The sequence below is a fragment of the Methanobrevibacter sp. genome (genome assembly GCF_017431965.1).
Taxonomy (GTDB): domain Archaea; phylum Methanobacteriota; class Methanobacteria; order Methanobacteriales; family Methanobacteriaceae; genus Methanocatella.
The window spans coordinates 1-21,480 of sequence record NZ_JAFRKB010000036.1; the positions used below are offsets into that span (position 1 = coordinate 1).

The window sequence follows — 21,480 nt, forward strand, 5'->3', positions numbered from 1 at the left end:
GGAGTTTACTCCAAGTTCTGCAAGTTTATCAGCATATTTTGGAAGTAAAAGTCCATTAGTACTCATACATTTGATTAAATCTGGTTGCTCTTTTGCTAATTTTTCAAAAAATTCAAATGTTTCCTCATTTGCAAGAGAATCTCCAGGTCCAGCCACACCTACAACAGCAATAGGACCGTCTGCAGTAACATCATTGATATGTTTGATTGCAGCATCAGAATCCATAACACAGCTCGCTACACCAGGCCTATTTTCTTCATCATTGATATCCCTTGTACAGAAGTTACAAAAGATATTGCATTTTGGTGCTACCGGTACATGTGCTCTACCTACTTTATCATGCATTTTTTCGTTAAAACATGGATGTGCTTTAGTTATGTGTGCAAATCTTGAGCCTTTATGTTCAGCCATAATATCATTTCCCCCGATAATATAACACTTGTTAATTTGTATTGATACGAACTAATATATAAACTTTTCTACATACCTTTATTCAATTCATCAATGAATTCATTTGCTTTTTCAATCCATGCATCCTTAATTAACTCATCAGTAGCTACAACACAGACTATATTTTCAGTAGACAAATCTTTAATGATTTTAAAACCTTCAGGCAAGATTCTAAAGACTGCATCATAAATACGCCTTTGTAAATTAGAATGAGGATCATCAACTATCAATGTTTCCAAATCCATATGGTCGCCTGAAATTTCTAATTGATACCTGTTAGGCTGATAAATTTCATCTCTTGAAAATGACCTCCACAACCTCTTTAAAATATTAGGAAGGTAATTTTCATCTTCAATGAAAATCTCAGTAACATCTCTCATCTTATCATAAGTAAAGTTAGCAACATCATTGAATAAAATAGCATTAGATGTATTTTTCATTTTAATAGCCAATACAAATACAGGATCATCAGGATTGACATAAGCTTTTAAATCATCAACAGAAGCTCCAAGAACCAAATCTTGAAATATTTGTTTAATGATGATTTCATAAACTTCCGCACCGCTCTCATCATAGCATTCAACCAACATAAAATCAACCCTTTAATCTATTTATCATCATGCCTGTGTCCCATTCCAGATACCAAAAGAGCTGCTCCAACAGCACCAATATGTTGTGAATATTCCGGTACAATAACTTCAATTCCACCTAAAGTCTCACTTACGGCTTCAACAAGACCTGAAATTAAACTTGTTCCACCTACTTGGATTAATGGTTCACGAATATCAATTTCTTGAAGTTGTTGTTCATAAACTTGTTCAGATACTGAATGACATGCTGCGGCCGCCACATCTGCTTTAGAACCTCCTGCTGCCAAAGTAGTAACAAGGTCCTGAATACCAAATACAATACAGTATGAATTCAGCATGGCTTTTCTCCAATCACCCTGAACGGCAAGTGGGCCCAATTCAGTAATATCCACATCTAACCTGCGGGAAGTCATATCTAAAAATCTTCCGGATGCACCTGCACAGATACCACCCATAGTAAAGTTATCAGGAATACCATTATTAACGGTAATTACCTTGTTATCCATACCACCAATATCTAAAACAGTAGCTTCACCTTTTTGACAATCAGCCAAGTATACTGCGCCTTTTGCGTTAACAGACAACTCTTCTTGGATAAGCTCTGCACCAAACTCCTGACCCATTGTAAATCTACCATAACCAGTAGTTCCAATACCATCTACATCATCCCAGCCATAGTCAGTATTGGCAAATGCTTCTGCAGCGGCTGTTTTTGCAGATTCGATGATATCCTTAGTGGCTGTCCAACCAGTTCCGATTACTTGGTTGTTTTCCATAAGAACAGCTTTTGTAGTAGTTGAACCTGAATCTAAACCAAGGGTAAGGCCTTCTTGTTTTTCACGGGCAAGAATGCTTCTGCGAGTAACAGTAGTGGCTAATGCTTCCATACGAATGAACAATTCATCAGCTTTTGTTCTTTCAGTGAATGAATAAGTAACTACAGGAATACGTGTATTGTTTTGAATAAATCTTCTTACTTCATTCCTGACTAATGCCGCTTCAGCACATCTAAAACAAGTTGCAATGAATACTGCATCAGGCTTAGACCTGCCTTCCACAATAGCCATGGCTCTTGCAATCATTAATTTTAAACTTGAACTTTGAGCTGAAAATCCGAATTTTTCGTAAGATTCATCAATGTAATCCAAATCAATTTCAGGAAGAACAATTTCAGCACCAAATTTGTTTGCTGCTTTTTCAATTTCTTTTTGAATTCCACTATATTCTGTTCCACATGAAACTAAAGCAATTTTAACCATTTTATTATTCCTCCTCAGCAGTTTCTTCAAGTGAATCTACAAATTCATTTATTTCATTTACCATAACATATGTCTCATCTTGATTGTTTGGATAATTAAGCTCCAGTACTGGAATGCCCTTATTTCTTAGCAGGAATATTGATAATTCATTAGTCCTTGCACAACCAATACATCCAAAACCATAAGGAGCGCCATCAACAACAATAGCTGCTTCCGCTTCATCTATAAGAGGTCCGATTATAGACATCCTCCCACGAACGCCGGAAGGAACCTCAATAGCCGCATATTTAAGACCTTTAATTGGGTCCTCTTCAGTAATATTCATTGGTGGAGAATCAATTTCCGGATCTTTTATTTTTTGCCTAATTTGTTTTTGAAGAACTAAAGGAGTATGACCTTTTCTTTCAAGTAAATCTGCCAAAATTAATGAGTTTGGAGGATAAATAGCTATTTTAACCATATTTTCACCTATTCTTTATTTTCTAAACATTCATTCATGATTTTTTTAAATTCATCAACATCGATTGGTTTTTTCTCTTCTAATTCCACTTCTTTAGGATTTTCCAAAGCTTCAGAAACAAAACCAAGTATTCTGTACTCTTTTTCCATTTGGTGGAAACCTTCCCTAGGACCAAATCTATGACCTCTACATCTTCTAGGATCACCTGGAGCAAATCCTCTTTCTTTAGTGAAGATATGGTTCGGATCAAGCTTTCTTATTTCCTCAATAGCTTTATAAACATCTTCACTTTTACCACTAATCATAGACCCATAACAAGTATTCTTTATTGTAAGGGGCAAACCAAGCATATGGAATTCACTTACAATTTCTTGTTCGCTTACATGAGCTCCTGGCCCAATAAATATCATACGTGTGATTACATCCGGATCCCAATCTTCTTTTCCTAAATCAGGACTCATGGTTAGATTCGGCAACATAAACTACAACTCCCTCTTTTAATTTTTCAAGACTATCATAATCAGAAACGATATCTCCAATAATATTAGTTGATTCAAAGTTTTCAGCAGTCGGCCCAAATTCGAGATTATCTTCAAATCTAATACCGATTAAACCTGCACTTTTTGAAGCCATGTTAGTAATACCTACTTGACCTCTAATGACTTTGTCAACCGGATTGTTTTCAGGAATTAAACCTTTTGCAGACTTTTTATCTCCTTCAAAGATAACAATATGCATTCCGGGCACTGCAAAATGAACTTTAATTTTGCCCACAGGATTTTCCAAAAGTCCTGATAACAGTTTAAAGTACCTTACAGACCTTGGAGCATTATCCACAAATTTAATTTTACATAAATCATTAGGATTAATTGCTTTGGTTACTACTTGACCTTCATTTAGGATATCAATTGTATGTTTAGGGATTTGTTCGACGATTATTGCATCATCATCAACTAATCCATCAATCATGTGTTCAACACCCACTGCAGACAACAATTCTGTAGCTTCTTTTTGGGTTTTATTTAATAACATCAATCTTTGCTGCTCAGATTTGACAGTAATAAAGTCATTTTCTTTTGCAATATCGATAATTTCCATACCATTTACAATTCTACCCACAGTAGTGTGATTTGGAGTTAAAACTCTATTTTCACGGTAAATGAAAAGTTTTCCAACGCCCACTCCAGAATTTCTAACAGTGATTGTTCCCCTACTTCTTTGAGTAGTATGTTCTTTAGGCTTTTCCAATTTTGCCAGCTCATAGAAACCTAAAAAAGACTCACTATCATAAGATACCTTTATCCTGCCATCTTTAATAAGTGAGAATAAATGCTCAACGCAAACCGGTGATTCCTCATCGATTTCAAAAGAAATATAAGTATACAATTCATTTCCTTCTTCAAGCACAGTAGTTAAATCAGAAACTGAAGCACTATCTGTTGTTGTGCTTCGCTCTATAATTGGCTCTATGCTTGTCACAACATCATCATCAGTTAGATTATCCAAAGTTTTTTTACCACCTATAATATGGGCAAAAATACCCTTATTATATGGAGGCACACTATAGACATTAGTTGTATTCTCCTTAAGCATTATTAAATGAGTAGACTCATTACTAAAACTAGATAAACTTAAAACAACATCTCCTTCATAATATTTAAATTCATCAGAAGTAGGTTCCAAGTCAGTTACAATAGGACCAATTGAAACTTCCGTTGGGGTTGACCATCTGATATTTAAATCAATGAATTCCTCATATTGATTTTTCCAAACATCAACTAAAGGTTTCGCCTCCTCAGATTCATCCAACTGGATAATTATAGAACCCTTATTTGTTTTAATTTTATACTTGTTAATATTCTGTTCAAGCTCTTTTTTACCTTTAATTAAGCAAACAATACTACCAGGAGTATAGGGAGCATTTGTTTCATCAATTACTTCCTGAATTGTTGAAGCATCTGCAACATCTATTTCTTCTCCATTAATTTTAATTAACATACAATCTCCTAATAAGAATTTTTAATATTATATATTTATAGTCTTATTATATATTAAAATTATTTATTTAACTTTAAAAAAAGAAATGGCAAAATCATGCTATTTTTAAAAAATTTAAAAAAAAGAAAATTTATGGTTTAGTGACCAAATTAGGTTTTTTTCCAGTGATGCGTGTATATACATTACTAATTTGCCTTAAAGTAAAACCAATCAGAAGCGCTATAACAAATGTTCCTATATTAATTGATGCAAAAAGGTCTGTATAAAACAATCCACACAATATAAGAGATAGAATCAACATTAATACATCAAAACCTATCTTAATTGTTGAAAATCTCCAATTTGTAACCATTGCTATTGATTGTACACATCCTTCACCTGGAAGTGGTGCAATGTGTGCCGGCACATATGTAAATATTCCAAAAGCTATACAAAATGCACTAATCAGTAAAAATATAATTTTCATTAAAATAGATCCATCAAAAGGCACAAATGATACTATATATACCGCCACATTCATGAAATATCCAAATAATACACAATTAATCAATTGAAGTAACCTTTTTTTCTCAAATCTTGAGCGCAAAATCACTACCTGCAATAAGAGCAAAGCAAAATTAGACAGAAATGTAGTTATTCCAATATCAATATTTGTTATTAATGCAAGAGAATAAGCCACTGAAGTAACTGGAGTGGTTCCAAGTGTAGAAACGATTGAAAACCCTACCCCTAATGACATTATGAACAATCCAACTACAAACAAAATGACTCTTTTTATCATAATTTATAATTTATAAGATATATCATATAAATTCTCCTTGATTCTTATTATACAGAAACATTCAAAAAAATATATTAACACATAATCCTAACAATATTATTATGGAGGGAAAATAATGGCCATTACAAAAAAACATATTTTTTCTTTAATAATTATTTTAATTATTGCGATTGGAGCAATTTCAATAGCTAGTGCTTACACCGGAACTGGCTTTTCGCACAATGTCCCAAGCTCCAAATATTCAGATATGTCCTCTTCAGATATTTTAAGCCAATATTCCGATACAAATTGCCATGTTGAAGAACGTGCAATATGCACTAAAGTTGTTGATGGAGACACAATCGAATTGGATAATGGTAAAAAAGTACGTTTTGTAGGTGTTAACACACCGGAGAGAGGTGTTGAAGGATATATTACATCTAAAAACTTTGTTCAAAAGTTATGTTTAAATAAGGAAGTTGGCCTCGATATTGACGATTCCAAGCATAATGATAAATACGGCAGAACACTGGCTGTTGTTATTGTTGAGGGTAAAAATTTAAATGAAATGCTTTTAAAAGAAGGCCTTGCAGAAATAATGTACATGCCACCAAGCGAATTTTACCCATACGATTGGGGAAATGGAGACACACCTGTGGCCAATACTCATAGCTCTTCATCTTCAAGCTCTTCATCAGACACATCAAGCTCTTCTGGCTCTGGAAGCTATGTTGGAAATGCAAATTCAGGAAAATTCCACGTGGCAAGCTGCAGCAGCGTTAGTAAAATGTCTGAAAAGAATAAGGTATATTTCTCAAGTAGAGATGAAGCCATTAATCAAGGATATGTGCCATGTAAAAGGTGTAATCCTTAATTTTCTATTTTTTCAATTGAGTTCTCTGTATTTGAGATAATCCAACTCTTTTTCAAATTTATCCAAACCACTCTCTTTATCCGCAATGTTGGAATAGAGCAATCCCAATGAATAATTGCCTATACTTTCCAATATAGGAATGACAATGCCCAAATAAATTATGAAACCAACATAAGGAATCAGCATCACCAATGATGAGACATATGAAACAACAACCATCAGTATTGCCATGAATACCAGCCATTTAATTATATTGACAACACCAATGCTTTTAATATCCCCGATCACTTTATGAATTTTTAAAGCCTCGGATAAGCTGTTAAAATAAGCCAATCTGGCCTTTGCAAAAAATAACAAAACTTCAAATAGGATATAAGAAATTAGAACCGCAAGGAAACCTAAAACTATAGTCAACAAAAAGCTCTGAACCTTCAATTCAGCCAACATGTCAACGCTTGATGCACCCATCGTTGACCAAACAATGAAAAACACCGCTACCGGCACAATCATATATACAACTCTTAAAAGAAACAATCTGATAGTGTCATATATGTTCTTTCCAAAATTTATGGAAGGAAACATGGATGACTCATTCAATCCTATGTTAACAATAGACAATAGATATCCAGGTACAATTAAAATAAATATAAAAAATGCAATTATTCCGAGAATTAAGACATATCTGTTGTCAGAAACCATCCCTATAGGAATGAGTGCAATTAGAATAAATAGAATAAAAAGAATAGGTAACTTCTTAAGATTTCTAAAAGGATACTTTAGGGAATTTGATATTATCTTGCCAACATTCATAAAACCGCCTCAATCAAAACTACTTCTCAATATGCTATTTTTCGTGACTTGATCCAATACTCGCTTAAATCCATAATTTGATACATGATCATCTAAAAATAAATACAGGATTTTTTTCCTGATTGAATACTTCTGCCTGTTCATCTTTGTAATTCAATAAAAGTGAATTGGAATCTGTTACCTCGCCGACAACCGCCGCTTCAATTGAAAATCTTGAAAGGTATTCCTCAATATAATCACAGTAGTCTTCATGAGCTGTAAAAACAAAACCAGAACCGGGATAAGACCTAAGCCAATCTACCCATTCAACACTCTCATTTCTAGGAATATCCTCCAAATCAACGATTGCACCTTTCTCGGAAGTTTCCAAAAGCATTTCCAAAGTTCCCAAAATGCCCGGATTTGAAATGTCCTTACCTGATTTGATGTATCCCTTTTCGGCCAAATGCTGAACGGCAGTAATCTGGTCCTGCACCAATTGAGCATCCTTATCATAGGTGGTATCCCAATTAAGGCTAAACATCTCATGAGGCTTGCCGTCAAGGTCTATTGCAACAATTACCTTATCTCCCACTTCAGCACCAAAACTGGTGATTATTTTATCTTTTTGTGCAATCCCCACAATTGCCACTCCTAGAGAGTCAACTTCACCATCAGGGTGCAGATGACCTCCGACCATAGGGACGCCAAATTTCAAGCAGCCATCTTTGATTCCATTTAGCAAATCTTCATAAATCTCATCATTGCTTATTGACATTATATTTACCATAGCCAACGGTTTTCCGCCCATTGCTGCAATATCATTTACATTGACTAGTACAGAACAATATCCTGCCCAGTAAGGATTGACATTCATTATATCTCCCCAAATTCCATCAGCGGCAATTAACATGACTTGATTGTTTCCAATGTCAATAGCTGAAGCATCATCCCCAATATCTATTACAACATTTCCAGAAACATTATAAGACTCTTTTAGAAGAGAAATGACATTATCTATTGAACTTTTACGTGATACTCCCTTAAATTCTTGAATAGATTTAACAAGATTTTCAAAATCCAAGATTCCACTTCCTAATTTAATTAATATAATTAATTTTGTATTTGCAATTAATAGTATTTATTATTTCGACAATTTTTTCTTCAACTTGGCCGATATCTGAAAAGCAAGAAGTTATATGACTGTCCCTAAACAATTTCTTTTCAATAGCTTGGCCACAGACATCATCAAAACCACTTTCAACTTCGAATATGATGGAATTTTTAGCCTTGAATCCATCTTCTACAACCTTGTCCAAATCCCCATCAGTTATTCCCACAATAGGTATATCAAATCTATACAAAATGTCAGAAGAGATTAATGTTGTATCATCACCAATACTTATAACCGCATCACATTTTCTGAACTTATAAACATCCTCTCCGGCATGATCAAGAAAAGCAACTTTAAAATCATCATTATTTTCCGTTTTTTCCAAAATACGGGGAGTCACTTTGGCTTTTCTCAGAAGCCCTGTCTTAATTATGGCACTTTCAAGGTCAACTTCACCCAATTTTTCAAGACCATGGTCTTTAAGAGTTCCACCAATAATATCCACAATATGATTGTCCTTTGTAATTAAAACAAGCTTATCAGAATCAGTTTTTCCAATTACAACACTGTTTACCATTATGTTTTCACCGGGGCTTACCCCATGAACAATCCTGTGTGTGTGATTATCAGGAATGTTATCCTGCCTAATATGGTTATCATAGACCTCTTCAGGAGTGACAATATCCAGATTTAATCTTTGAGATAATTCCTTTGCCAACTCCAAATCATTATTCCAACAAATAATGCTGCCGTCCTCTTCGCCAGGCCTTTCAATTTGTATGACAGGAATGTGATTATCATCAATTTTATTTAAATAATGATTATAAACTTTATATCCAAAAACCTGGCCGGTCACATCAGATTTGCCGTAATTAAGTAAAAAAATCACATCAACATCATCATCATGAAATATTTTCAATGAATCGCTTGGAACAAGTTTTTTTCCAATATCAATAGTATTTTCCAAACCGGCATCAATTACTGCAGTGCGACCCATAGTCCCACCAAGCCTTGCAGAAACTTCACCATATCCGGAAAGCAGACTAATTAATTTTAAAGCATAACCTGAATCAATAATATTCGGACCGTGAACAACTACGCCAATCCTCATTTATTCACCTTAATTCTTTTTTTAAATATTTTGGATCCACAAATTTCACAGTCATCGAAAGGATAATCTTCACCATATTCTTTCTTACATCCTTCACAAACCTTTTTCCAATTGTAAACTTCTTTTATTCCCTCGGTAATGATTCCTGAATAGGGTATCTTGATTATTTTCAGCGTATTTTGGATGGTATAATCATCACTGATAACTTTTACGTTTTTGCCCTGTTTAGAAAACATGTAAGCTAGTGAAATTAATTTTTTATCCGGAAGGGATAATCTCAAAACATCTCCAGATTGTGAAATAATATCTTCAACCGCATCAATGCTTTCAGAAGTAACATCCTGAACAACTAACCTACTTTCTTCAATTGCCGTGTCAAACTTTAAACGTGACTCAAAATCCTTAATTTCAGCCGTTACTTCCGGAACTGTGAAATTATTTTCTGTTTCCAACTGAAATCCATTGATAAAAGCTGATGCATCCAATACATAAAAAATTTCCATGAATATATTTTTATTTTATAAACTAATAAAAGTTAGTAATTTTTTGGAATATAAATTATGATAATTTTAAGTTAAATTGGAAAGAAATTGGTATTAAATTTGGGGAAATTTGGAAGAAACTTTGAAAAATGTATATAACATTTAAATATTAAATCAATAATTGTAATATAAATTCATGAAAAAATTTATAATATTCATGAATTGAATAAAAGGAGGTAAAAAACGATGATTAGTCATTATAATTTAAATAATGATATAAAATTTCTTGCAAAATCTGAAATTAGATTAAAAATTTTAAGCGAATTGCAAAAGAAACCAAAATCTATAAAAGAAATTGTAACCGATACGAAAATTACCTATAGTTCCGTTTCAAGTAACCTGGCAAAGCTTGAAGAGCATGAATATATTGTAAAAGCCAAGAATAAATACCACCTAAATCCATTAAGTGAAATTTATTATAAAAATTTAATGGATTTCAAGGAGAGTATAGACCTGATTAACAATTTTAATGAATTTTGGGCAAAACATGACATTGATCAATTAAGCATTGATTCAATTCAGAATATCAACGATTTGAAAGACTCAAAATTAATTGAAACTACACCTCTAGACATCTATAAAACACACAATGCAATTAAAGAAAAAATTAATGAATCCAAAACTATTAAAGCAATTTTTCCATATCTTCATCCAGAATATCCTCAACTAATTGAAGATATGTTAAAAAAAGAAGGATACGTTGAACTACTTATTCCAAGAAATATGTTTCGAGAAATAATTTTTAAGATTGATAATGAAACAAGAAAAAAAGCCGCAAAAAATAAAAAACTCAAAGTTTACTCAACAAAGCAGGATTTAAGAATATATCTGACATTATGTGATAATTCCATGAGTTTAGGGTTATTTAAAAATGATGGCAGCTTTGATCAAAATCGAATACTCCTCTCCGAAAGTGAAGAATCATTATTTTGGGCAGATGATTTATTTGAAACAATACTCAAAAAGGTATGATTAAAATGACAAATCCACAGACTAAAGAAGAATTAAACAACGAATTTAAAAATATTAAATATATATTAACATCAACTATGCGAAGCAAACTGTTATTGACAATGTATGATAGTCCTAAAAACTTAGAAGAACTAAGAAATGAACTTGAAAAACCATCTGCCACAATTTTACATGGCCTTAAAGAATTGGAAACTATAAATTTAATCAAAAAAGTTCACAAGCAATATCAATTAACTTCAAATGGTTTTCTGTTAGCAACAAATATGGTGAAATTAATCGAAAACTGGGCTTCAATAAACAACGACGTTTCATTTTGGAATAATCATACCCTTGAAGATATCCCCGAAGAATTTCTAAAAAATATGCATCTTTTAAAAGATGTTACCTACATCAAATCAACAACCAGTGATTTATCAAACGCATTTAACAAATATATCAAATTAATCTCAAATTCACAAGAACTAAAAATAATAATGCCAATATACTCTGAAAACCATTTTAGACATATGATTGAATTATTAGATAGCAATAAATTAAAATATTTAGAATTGATTGTCAGCAAAGACATATTAAACTCAATCAAATTAAATGATTCCTTTAGAAACTCATTGCTGAAAAATAAAAAAGTTAAGATAATTTGTATTAAAAAGAATTTAAAATTGTTTTTAACTTATTCTAAGGATTTTATGTCTTTAACATTGTTTTTTAAAGACGGACATTACGATGATTCACAAATTTTAATTGGAAAATCAAAAAACGCTCGAAAATGGGGTGCAAATATAATCAATTACTATGAGAGGGTGATAAATGAAGACTCAATATAATATTTTCAAATACGAGAACAAAGAAATGGCAGACTTATTACTAGGTAGAAAAGGTGGAAAAACAACAATGAAAATTATCGATCAGTTACTATATCGGCCACATAGCATTACGCAATTGTCAAAAATTCTAAAATTGGATTATAAAACAATACAGTACCATATAGAATTGATTTTGAATATTGAACTTGTTGAGCACAATAATAAAAAATATGGAACACTATACTACCCTACAAAAAAATTAATAAATAATTTAAATGAATACCAACAAATAAAAAAGTACTTAACTGAATTTTAAAAGGGATAAATGATGAAAAGTGAAACAGCAAAAGAACATCAAAGTGAATCATCAAATGATATCACATGTGGAATAATTACCCTTAGTGATAGCAGAAAATCAGAAAAATTAGATTTGTCCGGCCAGTATATGGCTGAAGAAATCGAAAAAAGATATACATTAAAATCAAGGAAATTAATTCCAGATGAAAAGGATGATTTAATTAATGCTATCGAAGAAATGATATCTGAAGGAAACGATGTTATCTTAACAACTGGCGGAACTGGATTGGATACCAGAGACATTACAGTTGAAACTGTTGAGGAACTTTTTGTTAAAAAATTAGATGGATTTGGTGAACTGTTTCGAGCAAGATCATATGATGAAATCGGGGCTGCTGCATTATTGTCCAGAGCTACTGCAGGAATATACAAAAAAACAGTTATATTTTCAATGCCAGGCTCACCAAATGCGGTTAAAACTGCATTCAGCATCATAATTGATGAACTACCCCATATCGTTCACCATGTCAAAAAATAGTAATTAAAATGATGAAATTTTTTTCATCATTTCTTTTTTTTAATCAAAAAACTCATTTACACAAATCAAAGGTTCTAAAATTATACCTTCTTTTTTGAATTCTTCAATTGCGCCTTCTTGTCTGTCAACGACAACAAACGCTCTTTTTACATTACCGCCATTATCCTGAATAGCTTTTATCGCTTTTAAAAGTGATCCTCCAGTAGTCGATACATCTTCAACAACAATGACATCATCCCCTTCCAAGAGTTCGCCTTCAATGAGTTTGGATGTACCATAGCCTTTCTTTTCTTTACGAATCATCAATAACGGGAGTTTTGATTCAAGAGAAACAGCAGTAGCTATTGGAACTGCCCCCAAAGCAGGGCCTGCAACCTTATCAATTTCATCATCTTTGATTTTCTCTGTGATTAATTTTGAAATTGTGGATAATATTTCAGGTTCAGTAATGGCTTTTTTCATGTTAATATAGTAATTGCTTTTTTTGCCGGAAGATAATGTGAAGTCCCCTTCAAGGAAAACTTCATTATCTTTTAATAAATCAATCAAATATTCTTTTGAAACCATATCAATCAGTTATATGTCATCTTCACCTTTAAGTAAAACCTTATCCCCAATTACTTTAACAAGTTCCATAGGAATAACATTTTCACTAGCTTTGATTTGTTCAGAAAAGCCAGTTTTTTTAATTACCAAATCAGTGATTTCTAAAGTTTCCTTATCAAAAACAACATCAGTAATTTTACCGACAATTTGAATTTCAGCATCGAGAACTTCTTTACCAAATAATTCACTTTTAATTCTCATATAATCACCTAATAGTATATTAGATTATTCAATTTAAAATAGATTTAGTTTCTCAGAAGTGAAAATTCATCCAAAAAAACAAAATTGTATTTATTATAAACAACATAATAACAATACTGTTTTCAAGGTGAAAATATGGAAGAGGAATACTTAACAGTATCTCAAATTAATGCCTACATTAACAGAAAGCTGAAACTTGACCCAAATCTAAAAAACATTTATGTTAAAGGTGAATTATCAAACATCAACATTTATAGAACTGGACATATGTACTTTACATTAAAAGATGAAAATTCACAAATATCAGGAGTCATGTTCCAAAGTATGAGGCGATTCCTAAACTTTGAACCTCAAGACGGCATGAAGGTAATTGTTAAAGGTAAAATTGAAGTTTATGAAACAAACGGTAAATATCAATTATATGCCGCAAGAATTACAGAAGATGGAATCGGAGCATTATACGAAGCTTATGAAAAATTGAAAAAGAAACTGGAAAAGGAAGGCCTGTTTGAAGATGCACATAAAAAAGAAATACCAAAATATCCTAAAAAAATAGGTATTGTGACTGCAGAAACCGGAGCAGCCATAAGAGACATAATAACAACCATCAGGAAAAGATATCCGTATTGTGAGATATTGGTCTTTTCAACACTTGTTCAAGGAAATCAAGCGGCACCCCAAATCGTAAGGCAAATAAGACATGCTCAACAATTTGACATTGATACACTTATTGTCGGACGTGGAGGCGGAAGCATAGAAGATTTATGGCCGTTTAATGAAGAAATTGTTGCAAGAGAAATTTATGAATGCGAAATTCCGGTAATTAGTGCAGTAGGTCACGAAGTTGACTTTACAATATCTGATTTTGTAGCGGATGCACGAGCCCCAACGCCAACTGGTGCCGCAATGATTGCAGTGCCAGACATTAGGGAAATTGCATTGAAATTGGATCAGCTAACAGATAGGATAAATAAAAACATTAATGATAAAATAACTCAAAATAGATTAAAATTGGACAATATTTCTCAAAAGCAAATCTTTAAAAATCCCGAATCAATTTATGAAATAAAAGGGATGAATTTAGACAATTTATTAAATAAGCTGGAATTTAGTTCAAAAAGCATAATTCTTGAAAATAAAAATAAATTATTTAAACTTGAGAATAAGAACATTTTGAAAAATCCTAACGAAATACTTAGAATAAAAAAAGAAATCTATTTAAAAAATCTTAACAAATTAGAAGTCCTCAATCCTCTTGTGACTTTAAAAAGAGGATACACATTAACAAAAATCGAAGGCAAAATAGTATCTTCAGCAAAAGACGTTAAAAGTGGAGATAAGCTAGATGTTGAATTTGATGACGGAACTATAAATACAAGGGTGATATAATGGATAATTTAAGTTTTGAAGAAAGCTTGGAAAAATTAGAAGAAATCGTGAACAAATTGGAAAACGGTGATGTGCCATTAGATGATGCAGTTGACGAATTTAAAAAAGCGATGGATTTGGTAAACATATGCAATACTAAATTAAACAATGCAGAAGAGGCCATTGCAAAAATTGTTCAGGATAATGGTGAATTAGTGGATTTCAATCAAAACAAATAAAATAATTCAACCAATAATTTAATAGTTTTTCTATTGGAAAACTATTACAATTTTCTTTTATAATGCTTTTTGACAATTCAAAAGCATCTTCCTTTTTAATCAAACCGCAGTCAACTTCATCAATCAAATTTAAAACAGCACTGGTAATGGCTACATTATCTTGCTTTTTCATTTCTTTTTGCAGTGATTTTATAAATTCAAATTTATCACAATCAAGACTATCATAAAATTCATTAATATCTATGTCATATCTATTTAACCTTACCAAAGCATTTGACTGGGATTTTGGAGATATCCAAACTTGCTTTTTAATAGCTTTCTTGACAGATTCAATGACGCATTGCCCAATCAATTCGCCCAGCTTGGAATGTTTACCAGCATTTGTTATAACATTACTGGATTCCAAATTAGAAAATATGCATAATCCGTCAGTTCCTGTTCCTGTTGCATATCCGTTAGAGTATTGTGAAGGTATTTTCAAATCATTTAATCCGACAGTTTTTGCTTCAGTTGCACTCATAAACGCATCCAGCAATGTTTCATAACCCAGATTGGCATTAATTAAAATAATTGTATTGATTGTACCGAATTTTCCATTTTCTTCGTAAAATGCAGCAGGATCACCTGCTCTAACTGCATTGGTTCTGACACCTGCAGTCGTAATGGCAGTGACTTCGAGTTTTCTATACGATTTGGTTACAATACTCACGTGACCCATTTCAGCAAGTGTAGTGAGGCCGCTAGTAGTGGCATAATCAATATCCAATGACTTGCAATGATTAATCAGGTAATCGCATAAATCATGGTTTTCAAGATAGTCTATATTTTCCTGTGACAAATGATGGTTAAAAACACTTTTGAAATTATTGGAAAATCCTCCATTTAGTTTTGAGGTAGAAATTCCATTTCGCCTAACATTGAATTTAACAAAAATAGTATCTTTCAGGTAATATATTTCATCATCAAGCGATGTTTTAAAGATAAGTCTATTGGAATACATAAAAAATAAAAAAAAGAAAGAAATTAATTAAAATTTCTTTAAGTTTACATCATTGGAGGCATTCCGCCCATTGCGGAAGGGTCCATACCCATGTCTTCTGGGCCTCTGGTTGATGCAATTACGTCATCGATTCTTAAAATCATTTCAGCTGCTTCAGATGCAGATTGGATAGCTTGTTTTTTGACACGTTTAGGTTCAATTACACCAGCTTCTTTCATGTCTGCTACTTCACCAGTGAATACATCTAATCCCATGTAGAAAGAGTCTTCTTGTGCTGCTCTTAAATCTACTAATGAGTCGATGCTGTCTAAACCTGCATTTTCAGCTAAGGTTTTTGGTACGATTTCTAAAGCTTCTGCAAATGCGTTTACAGCTAATTGTTCTCTTCCAGAAATAGATTCTGCGTAATCTTTGAGTTTTTTAGCCATTGCAATTTCAGGAGCTCCTCCACCAGCAACAACTTTGTCATCTTCAACAGTAGCTGCTACTACACCAATTGCATCTTCAATTGCTCTTACAATTTCAGCGACAATGTGTTTGGTACTTCCTCTTACGAATAAAGTTACGGATTTAGCACCGCTGCATTCTTCAACGAAAATCATGTCTTCGCCAGAGATTTTTCTTTCTTCTACAATACCAGCTTCACCTAAATCATCAGCAGTTAAGTCATCCAAGTTGGTGATAACATTTGCACCAGTTGCTCTGGATAATTTTTCAATGTCAGATTTTTTAACTCTTCTTACAGCTAAAACGCCTGCTTTGGATAAGTAGTGTTGTGCTAAGTCATCAATACCTTTTTGTGCGAATAATACGTTTGCACCTGCATCGACGATTTTATCTACCATATCCCTGACCATTTTTTCTTCTTGTTCGATGAAAGCTTGCATTTGAGCAGGATCAGTAATAGTGATTTCTGCATCCATTTCTGTTTCTTTAACTTCCAATGGAGTGTTGATTAATGCGATTTTTGCATCTTTAACTAATTCAGGCATACCTAAGTGTACTCTTTCTTTGTCTACAATTACACCTTCAACTAAGCTGGATTCTTCAACAACAGCACCATCTTTTTTCTCAATTTTAATATTATCAGTGTCTACACCATCTTCATCAGCAACTGCTTCTACAGCATCGACAATTAATTTTGCTAATGGTTCACGTGCTGCTTCAGTTCCTTTACCAGTCATAGCAGTCATAGCTACTTTCATTAAAGTTTCAGAATCAATATCATCAATTGCGATTTCATCTAAGATTTCTTGTGCTTTTTCAGCAGCTTTTCTGTAACCCATAGCTATGATAGTTGGGTGAATGTCTGAATCGAGTAAAGCTTCAGATTTTTTTAATAATTCACCAGCAATAATTACTGCAGTAGTAGTTCCGTCTCCAACTTCGTCTTCTTGGGTTTTTGCTACTTCCACAAGCATTTTTGCTGCAGGATGTTCAATATCCATTTCTTTTAAGATAGTAACTCCATCATTGGTTACTACAATATCTCCAAGTCCGTCAACTAACATTTTGTCCATTCCTTTAGGACCTAAAGTAGTTCTTACAGTTTCAGCTAATACTTTACCAGCTAAAATGTTATTTCTTTGAGCATCTCTGCCGACAGACCTGTTAGTACCTTCAGGTAAGATAAAAATTGGTTGTCCTTGTGCCATTAATAATCACCTTTTTTAATTTTTAAATAATTAGATCAGTTTAATTATCAACATGAGAAAATAAGTTATAGTGTTGACTAAACCTTTCTACTTAATACATGAGTTTAAGGTTATATAAATACTTTATGGTATAAAGTAAATTAAGGTAAGAAAAATATTTTCCGGAAAATATGAAAATTAGAAGAGGAAATTATCAGCCCATCCACCACCAATATAATTGGAAGAATGGATAATTAAACTGATAGTTATTCATTCTAAATGCTGTTTTTTAATAGGGAAATTCAATTTAAATATGGCATGATGTTAATTCCAAAAGATGGTTTGATTGAATGTAGATGTACTTGCAAAAATCCAGTTAATGATAAAAAATATCCTTTGAGATGAAATAAAACTCGATAAAAAAACAGTATTTTTGATTATTGTAAAATGACAATCATTATCCAGTTAATCCTAACTGCCCATTATCTTTTTTTCAACTCTACAATTCTTCCATCATATATTTTTCTTAAATTGGCTGAAAAAATAGCATATGATGATAAATACAAAAAATTAATAAAAAAAAGTAAAAATAGGTAGATTTATCTACCTTGTTTTTTCTCTAATCTGAAAGGTGGAGTGACATCCATTGTATCATAAGCTTCCTGTTCCTCTTGAAGCTCATTGAAGAAAGCATTGATTTCTTCCAACCTTTTGATTTTATCGTTTTTCCTATTCAACTCATTTTGAAGTTTAAGATAATCTTCTTTAGGGATAGTCTGCTCTTTCAAGTACCTAAGTTCATTATCTTTTGAAATGATTTCATTTTCCAATTTGGTTTGAAGAGAAACATATTCGGAACGTGGGATAGATTGTTCTTTTAAATATTCAAGTTCAGTATTAGTAGCAGCGAGTTTGCTTTCTAATTTATTTGTAACTGAAATATGTTCTTCTCTAGGAATAGTTTTTTCTTTGAGATTATTGAGCAAGGTATCTAAATTGTTAATTTCAGATTGGAATTGGGATTGTAAATTTGTATATTCTTCTTTAGGGATTGTTTGTTCTCTTAAATTAGTTATTTCAGCATCCATTGCACTAATTTCAGATTCAAACTGAGTTTGAAGATTTATATAATCTTCTTTAGGAATTGTTTGCTCTTTTAAGACATCGATTTGGTTATCTCTCTTAATGATTTCACTATCTTTAATGAGAAGTTCATTATTTTTAATCTCAATCTCTTTTTCCAGTTCCATAATCTGATTTTGGAACTCGGCATTATTTTCTAGCTTGAGAACTCTAATTTTATATTCGTCGATGGTTCTTGAAAGAGAATTAATTTGAGCATCTTTTTCAGCTGAAGCCCTAAAAGATTCATTTAATCTTTCATTAACATCAGCCAATTCTTTTTTCTTATAATCTCTCAACTGTTCAGCGAAATATTCCTTAATCTCATCAAGAGAATTATTGACATAATCCAATTCATAGATCCTGTCTTCCTGATTTTTAATTAAGATATCTTTCTCATCAAGTTGTCTTTTTAATAAGTTAATTTCATCTTCTGCTTTGAACTTAATAACAGAAACTTCTTTTTCTTTCTCAACAATATCTTTTTCTAGTTCTTTTATCCTTAATGGAGTATTATCATTTGCTTTTTCAACTTCAAGCTTTGTCAAGTCTAATTTAAGACTATTAAGCTCCAATAGGCAAGACCGAATTAAAGATTGCAGAGTATCTTTTTCATCACCGATTCCTACTTGCATTCTATCCCTTAGTTAAAATTTTTATCCCAATATCGATTTCAAATTATTACTATTAACGAATTTGAAAACTTCGATATATTGTACAATATAATTCCTTGATATAAAATATTAATTTCATACTATTTAAATTAAACCCTTATAGTAACCTAAAAATAAAATTAAAAACAATTAGAAACAAGAATTAAAAAATAAAAATTTTTAAAAAAAATAAAAATATAAATGGATAAAATCAGAGGATTTTATCATTAATTAATTCAGCATTTAATATGGAAGCTCCAGCAGCTCCACGAACAGTATTATGTCCAACAAGAACATATTTAAAACTGTTATCAAAAGCTTGGTCTTTCCTCAATCTACCAACACTAACAGCCATACCATTACTTGCATTTCTGTCCATTCTAGGCTGAGGTCTGTCATCTTCCTCTCTGACAATGACTGGATTTTCAGGAGCTGAGAATAAATTTAGTTCTTGTGGCAATCCTTTAAAGTTTGCCATACTATCCCTCACATCACCAATGTCAAAGTCATCTTCTAATTCAATGAACACTGCTTCAGTATGACCATCAATTACAGGTACCCTATGACAAGATGCACTCAATTTGAAATCTGCATTAATTACATCACTGCCATCGAAAGAACCCAATAAATATAATGATTCGCTTTCCATTTTTTCTTCTTCCCCACCGATGTAAGGAACAAGATTATCGACAATAGCCATTGATGGCACTCCATTATACCCTGCACCTGATACAGCTTGCATTGTTGAAACTCTAACGGATTTTACATCAAAATTATCCACAACAGGTTTTAATGTTAATGCCAAAGCAATAGTTGAACAATTAGGATTAGTTACAATGAATCCATCCCAATTATTTTCCTTTTGTTGAGCATCAATCATGTCTAGACACTGCGGATTAACTTCTGGAATTACTAATGGAATATTTTTCTTCATTCTATGCGCACTTGCATTACTTGCGACAACGTAATCTTTTGCAAACTTTTTTTCAACTTTAAGTGCGAAATCCGCAGGAAGTGATGAAAATACAATGTCTACATCATCATCCATAGCATTAGGGTTAGTTTCTGTAACTACAATATCCCTAACAGATTCAGGCATCGCATCATTCATATACCAAGTTGTAGCATCCTCATATCTTTTACCTGCAGAACGAGAAGATGCCGCTAGAGCAGTAATCTCAAAATCCGGATGATTTTCGAGTAATTGAATAAATTTTTGACCAACCATCCCAGTTGCACCAAGAACTCCAACATTTACCATATAACTCACCTATTCTAAACCTAAAACATCATTCATACTGCTGACAACACCTTTTTCAGCATTTGGAACATATCTGATTGCCCTTATTACACCAGCAATAAATACTTCCCTTGTATGAGCTTGATGTTTAACTTCCAATCTTTCACCTTCACCAACAAACATTACGGTGTGATCTCCAACAATGTCTCCACCACGAATCGCATGAACACCTATTTCTTCCTTGGTTCTTTTACCAACCAAACCGTGTCTGCCGAAAATTCCGACTTCTTCTGTATCACGGTCAAGTTCAGCTGCTATAACTTCAAATGCAGTCATGGCAGTTCCTGATGGGGAATCCTCTTTTTGATTGTGGTGTGCTTCGATTATTTCAATATCGTAATCATATAACAATGGGGCTAATTTTTTTAATGTGTTGAAAAATACATTAACTCCAATAGCCATATTTGATGAAATAACTGCTGAAACATTATTCTCTTTGACATTTTTAATGTTTTCAGCCATTTGTTCTTCACTAAATCCTGTTGTGCCCACAACAACAGAAACACCACAAGAAGTAGCAACTTTAATTGTTTCGACTGCTGCATGGGCAATAGTGAAATCAACAAGAACATCGGCACCGGATGCTTTCAATGTTTCTTCCAATTTTTCAGACCCTACAATTTCAACTCCAAGCTCTTCAGTTCCAGCTTGAATACCTGCATCCCTACCCGCAAGAGGAGTATTCGGCATTTCAATTGCTGCAACTACTTCCATATCATCCTGTTGTGTAATTCTTCTAATAATTCCGGAGCCCATTCTTCCTGCGGCTCCAGTTACTGCAACTTTAATCATAATAATAC

25 protein-coding genes are annotated in these 21,480 nt (G+C 32.6%); 7 read left to right on the forward strand and 18 right to left on the reverse strand.

Translation table 11 applies throughout. The features are described from left to right. The 7 genes from IJI93_RS05000 to IJI93_RS05030 form a co-directional block, all read right to left on the reverse strand. Positions 1-411, reverse strand: a 411-nt coding sequence (locus IJI93_RS05000; protein ID WP_292820811.1) for a radical SAM protein, incomplete at its 3' end; no start/stop codon positions are given. Positions 412-479: 68 nt separating this feature from the next. Next, complete coding sequence (locus tag IJI93_RS05005; protein WP_292820814.1) at positions 480-1,040, reverse strand: methanogenesis marker 17 protein; 561 nt, start codon at positions 1,038-1,040, stop codon at positions 480-482. A gap of 17 nt (positions 1,041-1,057) precedes the next feature. Then, positions 1,058-2,299: a methanogenesis marker 15 protein gene (locus IJI93_RS05010; RefSeq protein ID WP_292820817.1), complete on the reverse strand. Its 1,242-nt coding sequence runs from the start codon at positions 2,297-2,299 to the stop codon at positions 1,058-1,060. A gap of 4 nt (positions 2,300-2,303) precedes the next feature. Next, positions 2,304-2,759 (reverse strand): methanogenesis marker 5 protein, encoded by a 456-nt coding sequence (locus IJI93_RS05015; RefSeq protein ID WP_292820820.1) that lies wholly within the window; start codon positions 2,757-2,759, stop codon positions 2,304-2,306. 8 nt (positions 2,760-2,767) lie between these two features. Next, a complete protein-coding gene (locus IJI93_RS05020) occupies positions 2,768-3,238 on the reverse strand; it encodes a methanogenesis marker 6 protein (RefSeq protein ID WP_292820823.1) in 471 nt (156 codons plus the stop codon). Continuing rightward, entirely contained in the window at positions 3,210-4,757 is a 1,548-nt protein-coding gene (locus tag IJI93_RS05025) for a methanogenesis marker 3 protein (RefSeq protein ID WP_292820826.1), read from the reverse strand. The genes IJI93_RS05020 and IJI93_RS05025 overlap by 29 nt, the downstream gene beginning before the upstream one ends. 130 nt (positions 4,758-4,887) lie before the next feature. After that, complete coding sequence (locus IJI93_RS05030) at positions 4,888-5,538, reverse strand: YitT family protein (RefSeq protein WP_292820828.1); 651 nt, start codon at positions 5,536-5,538, stop codon at positions 4,888-4,890. A gap of 115 nt (positions 5,539-5,653) precedes the next feature. Between IJI93_RS05030 and IJI93_RS05035 the strand changes: the two genes are divergently transcribed. Then, entirely contained in the window at positions 5,654-6,391 is a 738-nt protein-coding gene (locus IJI93_RS05035) for a thermonuclease family protein (RefSeq protein WP_292820831.1), read from the forward strand. A 12-nt stretch (positions 6,392-6,403) separates the two neighbouring features. On the opposite strand, the gene IJI93_RS05040 is transcribed toward IJI93_RS05035, so the two are convergent. The 4 genes from IJI93_RS05040 to IJI93_RS05055 form a co-directional block, all read right to left on the reverse strand. Further along, positions 6,404-7,201 (reverse strand): DUF4013 domain-containing protein, encoded by a 798-nt coding sequence (locus IJI93_RS05040; protein ID WP_366513280.1) that lies wholly within the window; start codon positions 7,199-7,201, stop codon positions 6,404-6,406. A gap of 88 nt (positions 7,202-7,289) precedes the next feature. Further along, complete coding sequence (locus tag IJI93_RS05045; protein ID WP_394355676.1) at positions 7,290-8,264, reverse strand: methanogenesis marker 2 protein; 975 nt, start codon at positions 8,262-8,264, stop codon at positions 7,290-7,292. A 16-nt stretch (positions 8,265-8,280) separates the two neighbouring features. Next, complete coding sequence (locus IJI93_RS05050; protein WP_292820834.1) at positions 8,281-9,405, reverse strand: DUF2117 domain-containing protein; 1,125 nt, start codon at positions 9,403-9,405, stop codon at positions 8,281-8,283. Further along, a complete protein-coding gene (locus IJI93_RS05055) occupies positions 9,402-9,908 on the reverse strand; it encodes a ribonuclease VapC (RefSeq protein WP_292820836.1) in 507 nt (168 codons plus the stop codon). Before IJI93_RS05055 ends, IJI93_RS05050 begins: the two co-directional genes overlap by 4 nt. Before the next feature lie 225 nt (positions 9,909-10,133). On the opposite strand from IJI93_RS05055, the gene IJI93_RS05060 reads away from it, so the two are divergent. The 4 genes from IJI93_RS05060 to IJI93_RS05075 are packed head-to-tail and all read left to right on the forward strand — an operon-like array spanning position 10,134 to position 12,557. After that, positions 10,134-10,919, forward strand: coding sequence for a winged helix-turn-helix domain-containing protein (locus tag IJI93_RS05060; RefSeq protein WP_292820839.1), 786 nt, complete (start codon positions 10,134-10,136; stop codon positions 10,917-10,919). After that, entirely contained in the window at positions 10,916-11,743 is an 828-nt protein-coding gene (locus IJI93_RS05065; protein WP_292820842.1) for a winged helix-turn-helix domain-containing protein, read from the forward strand. Before IJI93_RS05060 ends, IJI93_RS05065 begins: the two co-directional genes overlap by 4 nt. Next, complete coding sequence (locus IJI93_RS05070) at positions 11,727-12,038, forward strand: winged helix-turn-helix domain-containing protein (RefSeq protein ID WP_292820845.1); 312 nt, start codon at positions 11,727-11,729, stop codon at positions 12,036-12,038. The genes IJI93_RS05065 and IJI93_RS05070 overlap by 17 nt, the downstream gene beginning before the upstream one ends. A 12-nt stretch (positions 12,039-12,050) precedes the next feature. Next, positions 12,051-12,557: a molybdenum cofactor biosynthesis protein B gene (locus tag IJI93_RS05075; RefSeq protein ID WP_292820848.1), complete on the forward strand. Its 507-nt coding sequence runs from the start codon at positions 12,051-12,053 to the stop codon at positions 12,555-12,557. 39 nt (positions 12,558-12,596) lie between these two features. On the opposite strand, the gene pyrE is transcribed toward IJI93_RS05075, so the two are convergent. Further along, complete coding sequence (gene pyrE, locus IJI93_RS05080; protein ID WP_292820850.1) at positions 12,597-13,124, reverse strand: orotate phosphoribosyltransferase; 528 nt, start codon at positions 13,122-13,124, stop codon at positions 12,597-12,599. 9 nt (positions 13,125-13,133) lie between these two features. Continuing rightward, positions 13,134-13,364, reverse strand: a complete 231-nt coding sequence (locus IJI93_RS05085; RefSeq protein WP_292820852.1) for a PRC-barrel domain-containing protein — start codon at positions 13,362-13,364, stop codon at positions 13,134-13,136. A gap of 135 nt (positions 13,365-13,499) precedes the next feature. On the opposite strand from IJI93_RS05085, the gene xseA reads away from it, so the two are divergent. Both xseA and IJI93_RS05095 read left to right on the forward strand, forming a co-directional pair. After that, the gene (xseA, locus tag IJI93_RS05090) at positions 13,500-14,753 is read left to right on the forward strand and encodes an exodeoxyribonuclease VII large subunit (RefSeq protein ID WP_292820854.1); all 1,254 of its coding nucleotides are present in this window, start codon (positions 13,500-13,502) and stop codon (positions 14,751-14,753) included. Then, a complete protein-coding gene (locus IJI93_RS05095) occupies positions 14,753-14,971 on the forward strand; it encodes an exodeoxyribonuclease VII small subunit (protein ID WP_292820856.1) in 219 nt (72 codons plus the stop codon). The genes xseA and IJI93_RS05095 overlap by 1 nt, the downstream gene beginning before the upstream one ends. Here IJI93_RS05095 and IJI93_RS05100 read toward each other — a convergent pair. From IJI93_RS05100 to dapB, 5 genes are all read right to left on the reverse strand, one after another. Continuing rightward, the gene (locus IJI93_RS05100) at positions 14,955-15,971 is read right to left on the reverse strand and encodes an adenosylcobinamide amidohydrolase (protein WP_292820858.1); all 1,017 of its coding nucleotides are present in this window, start codon (positions 15,969-15,971) and stop codon (positions 14,955-14,957) included. The genes IJI93_RS05095 and IJI93_RS05100 overlap by 17 nt on opposite strands. Before the next feature lie 44 nt (positions 15,972-16,015). After that, complete coding sequence (gene thsA, locus IJI93_RS05105; RefSeq protein ID WP_292820860.1) at positions 16,016-17,626, reverse strand: thermosome subunit alpha; 1,611 nt, start codon at positions 17,624-17,626, stop codon at positions 16,016-16,018. A gap of 578 nt (positions 17,627-18,204) precedes the next feature. Then, complete coding sequence (locus IJI93_RS05110; RefSeq protein ID WP_292820863.1) at positions 18,205-19,362, reverse strand: hypothetical protein; 1,158 nt, start codon at positions 19,360-19,362, stop codon at positions 18,205-18,207. A 229-nt stretch (positions 19,363-19,591) separates the two neighbouring features. Further along, positions 19,592-20,641 carry an aspartate-semialdehyde dehydrogenase gene (gene asd, locus IJI93_RS05115; RefSeq protein ID WP_292820865.1) on the reverse strand — a complete coding sequence of 350 codons (1,050 nt, stop codon included), beginning with the start codon at positions 20,639-20,641 and terminating at the stop codon, positions 19,592-19,594. Between the two features lie 9 nt (positions 20,642-20,650). Further along, positions 20,651-21,472, reverse strand: coding sequence for a 4-hydroxy-tetrahydrodipicolinate reductase (gene dapB, locus IJI93_RS05120; RefSeq protein ID WP_292820867.1), 822 nt, complete (start codon positions 21,470-21,472; stop codon positions 20,651-20,653). Positions 21,473-21,480 lie beyond the last annotated feature (8 nt).